The sequence below is a fragment of the Winogradskyella sp. 4-2091 genome (genome assembly GCF_045765065.1).
Lineage (GTDB): Bacteria > Bacteroidota > Bacteroidia > Flavobacteriales > Flavobacteriaceae > Winogradskyella.
Window position 1 is genome coordinate 26421 of sequence record NZ_JBJKOD010000005.1, and the last position, 13356, is coordinate 39776.

12 protein-coding genes are annotated in these 13356 nt (G+C 31.7%); 3 read left to right on the forward strand and 9 right to left on the reverse strand.

The window, feature by feature from the left end:
* Positions 1-22 precede the first annotated feature (22 nt).
* The 6 genes from ACJBCC_RS07915 to ACJBCC_RS07940 all read right to left on the reverse strand — a co-directional run bounded on the left by ACJBCC_RS07915 (position 23) and on the right by ACJBCC_RS07940 (position 8738).
* A complete protein-coding gene (locus ACJBCC_RS07915; RefSeq protein WP_407556877.1) occupies positions 23-2440 on the reverse strand; it encodes a glycoside hydrolase family 31 protein in 2418 nt (805 codons plus the stop codon).
* Positions 2441-2660: 220 nt separating this feature from the next.
* On the reverse strand, positions 2661-3515 hold the full coding sequence (locus tag ACJBCC_RS07920; RefSeq protein WP_299101705.1) for a hypothetical protein: 855 nt from the start codon (positions 3513-3515) through the stop codon (positions 2661-2663).
* Positions 3512-3919, reverse strand: coding sequence for a hypothetical protein (locus ACJBCC_RS07925; RefSeq protein WP_407556879.1), 408 nt, complete (start codon positions 3917-3919; stop codon positions 3512-3514). The genes ACJBCC_RS07920 and ACJBCC_RS07925 overlap by 4 nt, the downstream gene beginning before the upstream one ends.
* Positions 3920-3997: 78 nt before the next feature.
* Positions 3998-5995, reverse strand: coding sequence for a 1,4-alpha-glucan branching protein GlgB (gene glgB / locus ACJBCC_RS07930; RefSeq protein WP_407556880.1), 1998 nt, complete (start codon positions 5993-5995; stop codon positions 3998-4000).
* A 3-nt stretch (positions 5996-5998) separates the two neighbouring features.
* Positions 5999-7264, reverse strand: a complete 1266-nt coding sequence (locus tag ACJBCC_RS07935) for a glucose-1-phosphate adenylyltransferase (RefSeq protein ID WP_299101699.1) — start codon at positions 7262-7264, stop codon at positions 5999-6001.
* 70 nt (positions 7265-7334) lie between these two features.
* Complete coding sequence (locus tag ACJBCC_RS07940) at positions 7335-8738, reverse strand: glycogen synthase (RefSeq protein WP_299101697.1); 1404 nt, start codon at positions 8736-8738, stop codon at positions 7335-7337.
* A 165-nt stretch (positions 8739-8903) separates the two neighbouring features.
* Here ACJBCC_RS07940 and msrB point away from each other — a divergent pair, with 165 nt between their 5' ends.
* From msrB to lpdA, 3 genes are all read left to right on the forward strand, one after another.
* Complete coding sequence (gene msrB, locus ACJBCC_RS07945) at positions 8904-9392, forward strand: peptide-methionine (R)-S-oxide reductase MsrB (protein ID WP_407556881.1); 489 nt, start codon at positions 8904-8906, stop codon at positions 9390-9392.
* 93 nt (positions 9393-9485) lie between these two features.
* Positions 9486-10040: a DinB family protein gene (locus tag ACJBCC_RS07950; RefSeq protein ID WP_407556882.1), complete on the forward strand. Its 555-nt coding sequence runs from the start codon at positions 9486-9488 to the stop codon at positions 10038-10040.
* A 131-nt stretch (positions 10041-10171) separates the two neighbouring features.
* Positions 10172-11548: a dihydrolipoyl dehydrogenase gene (gene lpdA / locus ACJBCC_RS07955; RefSeq protein WP_407556883.1), complete on the forward strand. Its 1377-nt coding sequence runs from the start codon at positions 10172-10174 to the stop codon at positions 11546-11548.
* Between the two features lie 90 nt (positions 11549-11638).
* Here the strand turns inward: lpdA and ACJBCC_RS07960 are convergent, their stop codons facing one another.
* From ACJBCC_RS07960 to ACJBCC_RS07970, 3 genes are all read right to left on the reverse strand, one after another.
* Complete coding sequence (locus ACJBCC_RS07960; RefSeq protein WP_407556884.1) at positions 11639-12115, reverse strand: hypothetical protein; 477 nt, start codon at positions 12113-12115, stop codon at positions 11639-11641.
* 5 nt (positions 12116-12120) lie between these two features.
* Entirely contained in the window at positions 12121-12624 is a 504-nt protein-coding gene (locus ACJBCC_RS07965) for an outer membrane beta-barrel protein (RefSeq protein WP_407556885.1), read from the reverse strand.
* 220 nt (positions 12625-12844) lie between these two features.
* Positions 12845-13327, reverse strand: coding sequence for a hypothetical protein (locus ACJBCC_RS07970; protein ID WP_407556886.1), 483 nt, complete (start codon positions 13325-13327; stop codon positions 12845-12847).
* Positions 13328-13356: the final 29 nt, after the last annotated feature.

The following is a 13356-nucleotide window of genomic DNA, read 5'->3' on the forward strand; positions in this document are numbered from 1 at the left end:
AAAATAATAGTCACTTAAAAGTTTAGGATTGATCCTTGCTACCAATGATATGTAACTCAGAAAAATTCTTATCTACAACTATGGAGGTTACACCATTCACTTTTAAACTCTTAAGATTGATCTTTTCATTGTCTATTTGTATTTCTACAACATCAAAAGGTAATCCGTGAAACTTTATTTTAAAGGTTTCGTAAGGTGTTACAAACTTTCCTTCTTTATATTGATTAATAATAAGCTCATTTGTTTTACCTGTTAACGTAAAGTTTCTTAAACTGTAACGTCCTTTCGTATAATCAAACCCATCATTAGCGTCACTGTAAAGTTCGCTTTCCTCTTTACCTTCCTTATAGTAAACGTCTAAGGTAATCTCAGTAATTTCTTTTTCGCCAACGTATTGTTGAATTGGATATTTAGGAATTATAGCACCTTCTTTAACAAATATAGGCATGCTATCAATATCTGCATCTACCCACATTTCTTTACCTCCTTTTATTATTTCATCATTCCAGTAATTATACCAATAGCCATGCGGAATATACATTCTTCTGCCTTTGGCATTTGGCTCTAAAACTGGGCATGCTAATATTTGCTCACCAAACACAAATTCATCAGTTCTATAATGCGTTTGTACATCGTCTTGATCGTATAGAACTAATGATTTTAGAAGCGGTGTTCCATTTTGTACATAATTCCAAAAGGCTGTGTACAAATACGGTAATATTTGATAACGAATTTCAATAAACTTTCTGACGATATCGGTAACATCTTCATCAAAAGCCCAAGGTTCTTGATCACCATGATCTCCTGAAGAATGCACTCTAAAGAATGGATGAAAAATACCTAATTGAATCCAACGCGTAAACAATTCGCCTTGTGGTTGTTCTGCAAAGCCTCCAATATCACTACCTGCAAAAGAAAAGCCAGACATTGCCATACGCTGCGCTTGTATGTTTGCAATCCATAAATGTTCCCAAGTGGCAACATTATCTCCAGTCCATGTCGATGTATAACGTTGCGTACCAGAATATGCAGAACGTGTAATTACAAAAGGACGTTTTGGGTATGAGTATTTCTTTAAACCTTGATATGTAGCTCTCGCCATTTGCATTCCATAGATGTTATGCGCTTTTCTATGACTACACGGATTACCATCATAATCATGACGTACATCATCTGGGAATGTTTTATTTGGAACCTCCATAACGGCAGGTTCATTCATGTCATTCCACACACCTTTTACGCCAATATCTTCAATTAACTCTTGAAATAAACCAGACCACCATTCTCTTACTTCTGGATTTGTATAATCTGGAAAATAACATTCTCCTGGCCATACTTTTCCTTTCATATAGTCTCCATCTGCGCGTTTACAGAAATAATCTTTTTCTAAAGCTTCTTTAAATACAGAGTACTCCTTATCAATTTTAATCCCTGGATCAATAATGGCAACCGTTTTAAAACCGTCATCCATTAATTCTTTTACCATTCGTTTTGGATCTGGAAAGTATTCTTTGTTCCAAGTAAAACAACGAAATCCTTCCATATAATCGATATCTAAATAAATAGCGTCACATGGAATTTGTAATTTTCTAAAAGTCGATGTAATTTCTTTTATTTTACTTTCTGGGTAATAACTCCATTTGCATTGGTGAAAACCTAATGCCCAAAGTGGCGGCAAATGATGAGGCTTACCAGTTAAATCTGTATAACTTTCTACAACATCGTTCATTTTAGGACCATAGAAGAAATAATAATTCATTTCACCTCCTTGTGCCCAAAAGCTCGTCACATTTCTACGTTCTTGTGCAAAATCAAAAGAAGACTTAAATGTATTATCAAAGAAAATTCCATAAGCTTTACCATGATGTAAACCCGTGTAAAATGGAATAGCTTTGTAAATAGGATCTGTATCCTTGCCATAAGCATAAGAATCTGTTGCCCAATTACTATAGCGTTTTCCTTTTAGGTTTAAATGGTTTGGTTTATCTCCAAGACCATAATAACTTTCTCCATCGTTAGAAGTTTTACTCATTTTAACGATGTTGCCACCATATTGATAGCTTTCTTCCCAATGAAAACCACCTTCATCTTGGTTAATCAACACACCATCTTTTGCATCATAGATAGATACTCTCATATCATCTTTTGAAATTTCGCATCGCAACTTTGATGTTGTTATTTCAAAATACTCTTTATGCTCCTCAATTTCTAATTTATTATAACCAATACTAGCGTACTTAGTTATAGCATAGGAAAAATCATTATCAAAATTTCCAACTGTGGTATATCTAAATCTTAATAAACTATCTCTAACAACTGTTAACTCTAGGATAACATCATTTGCTGCAGTGAAATATAGTTTATCAACATCCTTTTTAAAATCTATTATATTTGAAGGAAATAAATTTCCTTTATTTTCTAATTCAGTATTTACAATCATAGGTCTTTTTTATCAAAAGTCAGGTACAAAAAAACGGAAAAAATCCAACATTTAAAAGGGTTCAATCGCCTTATTAAAAATTGTCACCAACTATATCGTTTTAGGGTTGTGTTTTTACGATAATAGGAAAAATTAGGTGTTATTTATTATTATTCGCAATAGTAGAACGCTGAATTCAAATATTAATAATCTACGAGTCACCCAAATATCAAAATTTCGATTAGTGATACCCAATTTTTGTAATAATCATGGTTAAGCATGCTATAGCTACGATGAGATAAACGATCTTTAGTTTTAAATGATTACATAATAGCAAACCACAAATGGAAAGTAAAGACATAAACCCTGTTTCTAGCTTAGTGAAGAGAATACCTAATATCATTGCAATTAAAACTAAATGAGTCCACTTACTTTTTGGTTTGCTCAATAAAGCCACTGCTGCTAGAAATTCTACTATAATAGTCATCCAAGCAAATACAATAGTAATGATTCTCAGGTTTGGAAACACATCAACTAATTTAATTTTACCTAATAAATTTGGATCGGTTTCATTCAATTCCTTAATGCTTTCAGCATTACTATTCGCTATTTCCAAACTATCTGGAAAGAAATAAAATAAAGATTTAAAAATTGTGCCTTGATTAATGGAATGATAATAGAAATTACCGCTAATAAATTGATAAGAAAACAACTTATGAATAACAGAAGCACATAAAACAATGATTAGAAGTGCTTGAACATTTTTATATAGAATAACGTTGCTTTGATGATAACCATAGAACACCATTGATAGCACTACAAATAATAGCAAAAAATGATGGTTAGCAACCCAAAAATATGAACCAACAAGATCTATGATTAAAAGAAGTAAAATTACTATCCAAGAAATAGGATGCTTCGCATTTTTTCCTATTAAAAACCAAACTAAAAAACCACTAAAAAGTATGCATAATTTCCATATTTTAAAGTCATTAGCTAAAACTACAATGTAGATAAAGGCAAACAACATTAATAGTTGTTCTGTTAACTGCCAATGATTTTCTAACCGCTCTTTTATGTTCTGCCAATACTTCAAAGATCACCGTTATTTAGTTGAATTTCATTGACCAAAACCCTCGTGAGACTTTGTTTTTTAGAATCTACTACTGGCTTCCATAATTGAACAGAAATACTATCATTTTTAGTTGTTTCTAAAATAAGCTGTGCTGATTCTTTAATTCTATTATCATTAGGCATTAGCATTAAATAGCCCAAAGAATTTTTTAAATTTGAATTGACATTCACCAATGAATCCACAGATAAATTGGGAATATGAATTTGATTATAGAAATAATGAATTTCTGAGTACATACCATAACCTCCACCTTTCCATTTACTTAGATTTTGAGTTTTTACAACAACCAATTGTATTACAATTACAATAATTGCTAGACATGGTATACTGTATTTAAAGAAAATAACATTTCTTCTAGAAGACATATTTTATATGGTTTCAATTTTTCTATTAACAAAAGACCTCAATAGTTATAAAACACTTGAGGTCATTTTTTATTTAATTTATTTTTTAATCTTCTTGGGTTTTGCCTTCGCTTTTTTAATAGGTTTAGCTTTAACTTTTGGCTGAGCTTTCTTTTTAGCTTTTACTTGCTTTTCATATTTAAAAACTACCATACCTAATGGAGGAATATTGATATCTATAGAATGGTCTCTAAAATGCCAAGCTTCTTCCTTGGTTGTTTTTAATTTATTTGTAAATTCTCCACTACCGAAGTACTTCTTTAAATCACTATTAAAAACTTCTTTTAGCTTTCCTTTTTTAGGTAAGCCCAATTTATAGTTTTCTTTAGGAACAGGTGTCATATTGCAAGCTACAATTAAATCATCTTGAGATTCATTTCCTTTTCTAATGTAGGTAAAAACAGAATTTTGAGAATCGTTATAATCTATCCACTCAAATCCGTCAGCCGAAAATTGTTTTTGAAATAAGGCAGGTTCTTTCTTATATAGCTTATTTAAGTCTTTAATTAACTCTTGAACACCTTTATGTGGATCATATTGTAATAAATGCCAATCGAGACTGTTTTCAAAATCCCATTCGCCACTTTGACCAAATTCAGCACCTTGAAACAACAAATTAGTTCCTGGATGCGTAAACATATAACAATACAATAATCTTAAATTAGCAAAGCGTTGCCACTCATCTCCAGGCATTCTTCCTAAGATCGATTTCTTACCATAAACAACTTCATCATGACTTAAGGGTAACATAAAATTTTCTGTAAACGCATAGGTCATTGAAAACGTTAAGTCGTTCTGATGGTATTGTCTGTAAACAGGTTCTTTTGCAAAATATTGAAGTGTATCATGCATCCATCCCATCATCCATTTCATACCAAAGCCCAAACCTCCCATATATGTAGGTTTAGATACCATTGGGAAAGCCGTAGATTCTTCAGCGATAGTTTGCACATCTGGAAAAGCAGAATAAACGGCTTCATTCATTTCTCTTAAGAATGACATCGCTTCAAGATTTTCTCGTCCTCCAAACATATTTGGTTCCCATTGACCATCTTCTCTACTGTAATCTAAAAATAGCATAGAAGCAACGGCATCTACTCGTAAACCATCTGCATGGAATTGATCTAACCAAAATATAGCATTACTAATTAAAAATGATTTTACTTCGTTTCTACCATAATTGAAAATTAAACTTTTCCAATCGTTATGATAGCCTTTACGAGGATCTGGATGTTCATATAATGCAGAACCATCAAAAAAGCCCAAACCATGAGCATCTTCTGGAAAATGAGAAGGTACCCAATCTAGGATAATACCAATATCGTTTTGGTGTAATTTATCTACTAATAATTTGAATTCTTCTGGGTATCCAAAACGCGACGTAGGTGCAAAATATCCAGTAACTTGATAACCCCAAGATGGATCATAAGGGAACTCCATTACAGGCATTAATTCTACATGGGTAAAATTCATTTCTTTTACATAATTGACTAAATCATCAGCCAACTCCACGTAAGACATGAATCTATTTTCTTCTACTTGCTTTTTCCAAGATCCTAAATGAACTTCATATATAGAAAACGGTGCGTCTAAAGCATTGTTCTTTTTTCGTTTTTTTAACCATTTAGCATCGCTCCATTTATAATCATCATCCCAAACAATTGAAGCTGTATTAGGGTTATGCTCAGCACGTCTAGCGTAAGGATCTGCTTTCTCTGTAGTGATATCATTATTACTACTAAGAATCTTAAATTTATACTTAGTTCCTTTTCCTAATCCAGGAATAAAGCCTTCCCAAATTCCACTAGAATCCCATCGAACATTTAATTTGTGCTCACCTTCAGACCAAAAATTAAAATCGCCAACAACAGATACCATCTTAGCACTAGGTGCCCAAACTGCAAAATAAACGCCTTCCACGCCATCTATAGTGGTGATGTGAGACCCAAATTTTTCGTATAAGCGATAATGCTTTCCTGATTTAAAAAGATTAATGTCAAAATCGGTAAAAAAACTGTGTGTTATTACTTCTGCCATTTATTATTTAATTACTGAACCTTTAGGAATAGTTGCGCCTTTCTTTATAACCACGATACCATCTCTTATGAAATAATTTTCCGTTTCCTTATCTTCAAGATGCTTACCGCCTTCAATTATCACATTATCTCCTATTCTACAGTTTTTATCAACGATACAATAATTGATGTTACAATCATTTCCTATACCTAATAGGTTTTCAATATGATTTGCTTCCATATCTGCTAGAGATTCATAAGAGTCATTCCCCATCATATAAGTATTTTGAACAACTGAGTTTTTTCCAATTCTAGATCTAATACCAATAACGCATCTATCAATTTTATCCGCATGTATTATACAGCCATCAGAAATTACTGATTTATTTATAACCGTATTAGTAATTTTAGATGTTGGTAGAATTCTTGCTCTAGTATATACTCTATTTTCATCATACAGATTAAATTTAGGAATATCATCAGTTAATCCTAAATTGGCTTCAAAGAAGGAATCAATGGTTCCGATATCAGTCCAATAGCCTTCGTATTGATAACTTAAGGTTTTGTGCTTGTGTATAGATTGCGGAATAATTTCTTTACCAAAATCAATAGTGTCTGGGTTATTCATTAATTCTGCTAACAAATCTCTATTAAAAATATAAATCCCCATTGATGCGAGATAATTTCTACCTTCACTTCTCATTTCATCTCCAACATCAGATGTCCAATCTGGTAACAAAGAAGCATCTGGTTTTTCAATAAATGATGTAATTACATTTTCTTCATTTGTTTTTAAAAGTCCAAAACCTGTGGCGTCTTTTGCGTTTACAGGATAGGTTGCAATGGTAATTTCTGCATTACTAGCCTTATGCTTCGCAATCATGTCTTCCAAATCCATATTATACAATTGATCTCCAGATAGTATGAGAGCATACTCAAAATCATTTTGCAAAAAATGGTGCATACTTTGTCTCACAGCATCAGCAGTTCCTTGAAACCACTTATCACTATGCATCGTTTGTTCAGCTGCTAAAACATCTACAAATGCACTACTAAAAAAGCTAAAGTGGTATGTGTTTTTGATATGTTGATTTAAAGAAGCAGAATTAAATTGAGTTAAAACGTAAATCCTTTTTATATCTGAATTAATACAATTTGAAATAGGAATATCCACTAATCTATATTTACCAGCGATTGGTACAGCAGGTTTAGATCTGTCTGCAGTTAGAGGATATAAACGTGATCCTTGACCTCCACCAAGAATAATTGACAATACTTCATTGTTTATCATACCATTTATTTAGTTAGTTAGTTATTTATTATTTTAGTTATTCATTTATTTTATATCGCAATATTTAAGTTTAACTTATTGAATTATATAAATCTATATATGCTTTTGCAGAAACTTTCCATGAGTGATCAATACTCATTATTTGCTTCCTATTTACTTTAAATGCTTTCTTATCGTTGTAAAATTCTTTTCCTCTATTGATGGAAATTAAAATATCCTGAACTGAAACATCGTTATGACAAATTCCAAATCCATTATCGCCAATATCTACAACAGTATCTTTTAATCCGCCTATTCGTCTAACGATAGGAACTGTTCCATATCTCAGTGAATACATTTGGTTTAATCCACATGGTTCTACACGAGAAGGCATTAATAAAAAGTCTGCTCCTGCGTAGATAATATGGGACAACCTTTCATCGTACCCAATAAACGCATTATAACTTCCCGCATACTTTGGTATTAAATCAAATAATTGTTTTTCGGTGTCTTTATTTCCAGAACCTAATACTAGCACTGATATATCATTGGAGCGCAATGCATAATCTATTGCATAAGGCAGGAGTTCAGCTCCTTTCTCGCCAACTAAACGACCTATAAAGGCAAATAAAGGTTTGTTTTCATCTAAATTAAACTCTTTGCACAACCATTTTTTATTTCCTTTTTTCCCTGCTTCGACTGATGTTTTTTTGTAGTTTTTAATAATAAAATCATCTGTACTTGGGTTCCAAACTTCAGAATCAATACCATTTAAAATCCCAATAGTTTTAGAACTTTCTGCACTTAATAAAGATTCAAGACCATTGGCATTATACTTTAATTCTTCCATATAACTAGGCGAAACAGTTGTAACTCGCCACGCACATTTTATAGCTGCAGCCAAAGGATTAATCATACCATCCCAAAGCATTAAGCCCACTTTTTCAATATTAAATCTAGGAAGTTTGTACAAGTTATCATAAGTCATCCAACCTTGATATTGTGCATTATGGATAGTTGTTATAACTGGTATTTTATTTAAACTTTCATACTTATAACTCTCTTGAGCCATAAAAGGAATTAGCCCAGTATGATGATCGTGACAATGAATATAATTTGGTTTCTTTTCTAAAGTTAGAATCCAATCTAATGCGGCAATCTGAAAAGCTAAAAAACGATCTACGTCATCATCTGAATACACATATTCTTTATACAATAAAGACTCAATATGAACAAAAAAAACATCGAATTCTAAAACTGAACCCTCTACTTTTAAAATATTAAAACTAACATTTTGATTCCCTAAGAATATTTCAGATTGATATATTGACGTAAATTTATTTGCCTGAGTAAATTTATTATTATAGAACGGCATTATCACTGAACTATCAGCTCCAATTTCATTTTGGTACTTAGGCAAAGCTCCTACAACATCAGCTAAACCACCTACTTTGGCGATTGGATAACACTCTGCACTTATGTGTATAATTTTCATTGACAAGGAATATCTAATTGTTTATGCTGTTAAATTAACAATAAAAAAGACAAAGACTAACATATAATGGCATATGTTAACGTAAAAAAAATATTAAATCAATTTTGTAATTAATGAAAGCTAATTACGACGAATAACCAAAATGAAATTTTGTAATTCTAAGATATGAAAAAGATCGTAATAATAACAGTAATTAGTCTATTTTTTAGTTGTAATAGTTCTGCTCAAAAAAATGAAACTAAAGAAAAAGAAACGTTCACTGTAACAAAGACTGAGGCTGAGTGGAAGGAGATACTCACAGAACAACAATACTACGTTTTAAGAGAAGCGGGCACTGAGCGACCGTTTTCTAGTGCACTTAATAAAAATTATAAAAAAGGCGTTTATCATTGTGCTGCTTGTAATACACCTTTATTTAAAAGTGAGCATAAATTTGACTCCGGAACTGGCTGGCCAAGTTTTGACAAAGAAATTAAAGGTAATGTAGCTTATGGTACAGATACCAAAATAGGTTATACTAGAGATGAAGAACATTGCGCTACCTGTGGAGGACACCTTGGCCATGTTTTTAATGATGGACCACAAGAGACTACAGGAAAACGTCATTGCATAAATGGCGTGGCACTAAAATTTGTTGCTGATGAGGATGAATAATTCAAAACCGCAATACTTATATTTCATCTAACTATCCAATTTGCTGAGTTTTAAAAATTCTATGATTAAATTTATAGAACTAAACTTTTAGCTATGGAAGAAACCTATTTACCTAGTGTTATTAAACAATTTGAGTACTACAAGAATCTTGGAGACAGAACAATTGAGCAACTCTCCATTGATGAGCTCAAAAAAGAGTATGCTGAAGATTCTAATTCTATAGCCATCGTTGTAAAACATCTTGCTGGAAATATGCAAAGTCGATGGACCAATTTTTTAACTGAAGATGGCGAAAAAGCATGGCGTAAAAGGGACGAAGAATTCATTGACGATTTTAACTCAAAAGAACAATTAATTCTAACATGGAACAATGGTTGGAACTGTTTATTATCAGAAATTAAAGAACTCAAAAACAACAATTTAAACACTATTATCTACATAAGAAATCAAGGCCATTCTGTAACTGAAGCAATTAATAGACAAATGATGCATTACGCCTATCATGTTGGGCAAATTGTATTTATTGGAAAACTAACAAAAGGCAGTGATTGGCAATCATTATCTATTCCTAAAGGAGAATCAAAACAGTTTAATATCTCAAAATTTAAACAAGAAAAAAGCCGTAAACATTTTACAGATGATGTTTAGCGAAAGCCATAAAAGGTTAAAACTTTATATAACCATACATATCAAAGTGTTTTTTGAAATGTAATTTGCCATTTACTATTCGGAATTTCATATTTTTGTATTTCATAGAACTTAAATAAAAAAACTTATCCATGAGTAAATACGATATTATAGTATTAGGAAGTGGTCCTGGAGGCTACGTAACTGCAATTAGAGCATCACAATTAGGATTTAAAACTGCTATTGTAGAAAAAGAAAGCCTTGGTGGTGTGTGTTTAAATTGGGGTTGTATTCCAACTAAAGCGCTTTTAAAGTCTGCTCAAGTTTTTGAATACCTTAAACATGCTGAAGATTACGGATTAAAAGTAAAAGATTACGAACATGATTTTGATGCCGTAGTAAAAAGAAGTCGTGGTGTTGCTGAAGGTATGAGTGGTGGCGTTAAGTTTTTGATGAAAAAAAATAAAATCGATGTAATTGAAGGTTATGGAAAGCTAAAAGCCGGAAAGAAGATCGAAGTTGATGGTAAAGATTATTCTGCTGACCATATTATTATTGCTACAGGAGCACGCTCTAGAGAATTACCAAGTTTACCACAAGATGGCGAAAAAGTAATTGGCTACAGACAAGCAATGACCTTAAAGAAACAACCTAAGAAAATGATAGTTGTAGGCTCTGGTGCCATTGGTGTTGAGTTTGCTTACTTCTACAATTCTATGGGAACTGAAGTGACAATTGTAGAATATTTAGATAAAATAGTACCAGTTGAAGATGCTGACGTATCTAAACAATTAGAACGTAGTTTTAAGAAATCTGGGATTAAAATAATGACGTCTTCAGAGGTAACTTCTGTTGATACATCTGGAAAAGGTGTAAAAGCAACAGTAAAAACTAAAAAAGGAGAAGAAATATTAGAAGCGGACTTAGTATTATCTGCCGTTGGTATAAAATCTAATATTGAAAATATTGGATTAGAAGATGTAGGTATTGTTGTTGATAGAGATAAGATCTTAGTTAATGATTTTTATCAAACTAATATTCCTGGTTATTATGCTATTGGTGATGTAACTCCAGGTCAAGCTTTAGCGCACGTTGCTTCTGCTGAAGGAATTATATGTGTTGAAAAAATTGCTGGTCAACATGTAGACAAATTAGACTACGGAAACATTCCTGGTTGTACATACTGTACACCAGAAATTGCGAGTGTAGGTTTAACAGAAGCGCAAGCTAAAGAACAAGGATTAGACGTAAAGATTGGTAAATTTCCTTTCTCTGCTTCTGGTAAAGCAAGTGCTAGTGGTGCAAAAGAAGGTTTTGTAAAAGTAATATTTGACGCTAAATACGGAGAATGGTTAGGATGCCATATGGTAGGTGCAGGTGTTACAGATATGATTGCTGAAGCTGTATTAGGTAGAAAATTAGAAACTACTGGCCATGAAGTATTAAAAGCGGTTCACCCTCACCCAACAATGAGTGAAGCTGTTATGGAAGCTGTAGCTGATGCTTATGATGAAGTAATTCATTTATAATTAACAATTCATAATCATTACTAAATGAAACAAAATTCATTTTAGTAATATATAATATAAAAATGCGATTCTTACGAATCGCATTTTTTTTTAGAACTTAATTCCAGATTTAAAAAAAAGACTCGATCTGTTTCCAAAGTTATAATTGTACTGGGAACCAGAATTGTTTAATTGATAATTAAATCCTGCACGAAGAAAGGCATTCTCTTTAAAATCATATTGCAAGCCGCTTGAAATAGACACACCAACATCCGTAGAAATACCATTCTCTAATCTGTAAAAATCTAATTTGGCACCAGACAGTAAACTCAATTTATCGGTTACTTTTATTTTAAGTAATAAAGGCACTTCAATTAATCCAGCCTCTGCACCAACAAACTCAAACTGGCTTGCTGTAAAAGAAACATCTTCCTTCAAAAAAATTCCATTAACCGTTAAATTCCAATTTTGTGAAGCAAAATCCTCCTGTAATTTTTTAAATTGAAATTTATATTGACCAAAACAAAATGAGGAAGTCAAAATAAAAAACATAAAAGTATTTCTAGATTTCTTTTTAAAAACTCTCATACAACTTAAAATTTATAACCTATTCCAAAATTAAAACTGTTTTTACTTCCATAATGTGGTGTTTCATCATAGACATCAATTAAGAACTGATCAGTTAATCCGTAAGTATACCTTGCGTCAATAAACCAATGAGAATTTATGTTATATTGAGCTCCTAGTAAAAATGAAGATCCATATTTTTCATCTTCAAAACCTCGTAAACTCCCATTATCAATAGACAAATTTAATTGAGGTCCTGTAAACAAATCAAATTTATTGGTCAACTTATATTTTAAAAGCAACGGAATATCTAAAAGCACTGATTGCGAGTAATTAGCCTCCAATTGTAAACTAAACTTTTCAGATAAACTTTTGCTTAAAAACAAACCTGCGTAAACACTTGTTCTTCCTCTAGAAGTATAATTGTTTGAAATATTCAATTCGCTATAACCATGCCTAATTCCAAAATGAAATTTGTTCTTAGAGGTTATGATTTCATCTTGTGCCGAACTAATAAAAGTGGAAATCAAAAACACTGTTATAAAAGTAAAAATTCTCATAATTAATTGATTGTTAGAAATTAATAATTACAAACCTAACTTGGTAAATTGTTAATTAATCCTAACTAAATCACAATCAAATTGAAAATAACAGTTAAATCCTTGTGAAAATTCTTAAATTTTTATGGTAAAAAATCATAATTAACAGACTTAAAAGGGGTAGAATAATGGCTTGGATACAATCTTAAGACTATAGTTTAAGTCCCATCCCTAAAAACACACCATTAGGTGAAATTTCCTGAAAACCTATGACGTATTTCATATGAATATCTACATCTGAGGTTAGATTAAAAGCCAATCCTAAGTCTGCTCTCACTTTGAGTTTAGCATTAAAGAAATCGAAGAAATAATTTAAACTTGGGCCGACAAGAATATTAAAATTATAAGCAATTTGGTATTTTAAATAAATTGGAGCATTTAAAAACTTAAAATCATTAAGCCCAATATAAAGCAATTCTACTTGCAGATTGAAGTTATCTTCCAAATAAAAGTCGGCAAAAATGCCACCATAATAACCAGTTTCTGCAGATGAAAAATCTCCAAATACACCACTATCCGTTTTAAAAAAGGTTTTATTAATTCCGCCTTTTATACCAAAATCCGTTTGTGCAAACGATTTGTACAAACCGCCAAATAACAAAACAATTATGAAAACTTGAAATTGATACTTCATACAACCTAAACTATGAATCAAATTATGAA

Coding starts and splice junctions, on each gene's coding strand:
- lpdA (WP_407556883.1), top strand. CDS start 10,172: ATGAGTAAATACGATATTATAGTATTAGGAAGTGGTCCTGGAGGCTAC.
- ACJBCC_RS07950 (WP_407556882.1), top strand. CDS start 9,486: ATGGAAGAAACCTATTTACCTAGTGTTATTAAACAATTTGAGTACTAC.
- msrB (WP_407556881.1), top strand. CDS start 8,904: ATGAAAAAGATCGTAATAATAACAGTAATTAGTCTATTTTTTAGTTGT.
- ACJBCC_RS07960 (WP_407556884.1), bottom strand. CDS start 12,115: ATGAGAGTTTTTAAAAAGAAATCTAGAAATACTTTTATGTTTTTTATT.
- ACJBCC_RS07970 (WP_407556886.1), bottom strand. CDS start 13,327: ATGAAGTATCAATTTCAAGTTTTCATAATTGTTTTGTTATTTGGCGGT.
- ACJBCC_RS07935 (WP_299101699.1), bottom strand. CDS start 7,264: ATGATAAACAATGAAGTATTGTCAATTATTCTTGGTGGAGGTCAAGGA.
- glgB (WP_407556880.1), bottom strand. CDS start 5,995: ATGGCAGAAGTAATAACACACAGTTTTTTTACCGATTTTGACATTAAT.
- ACJBCC_RS07940 (WP_299101697.1), bottom strand. CDS start 8,738: ATGAAAATTATACACATAAGTGCAGAGTGTTATCCAATCGCCAAAGTA.
- ACJBCC_RS07915 (WP_407556877.1), bottom strand. CDS start 2,440: ATGATTGTAAATACTGAATTAGAAAATAAAGGAAATTTATTTCCTTCA.
- ACJBCC_RS07925 (WP_407556879.1), bottom strand. CDS start 3,919: ATGTCTTCTAGAAGAAATGTTATTTTCTTTAAATACAGTATACCATGT.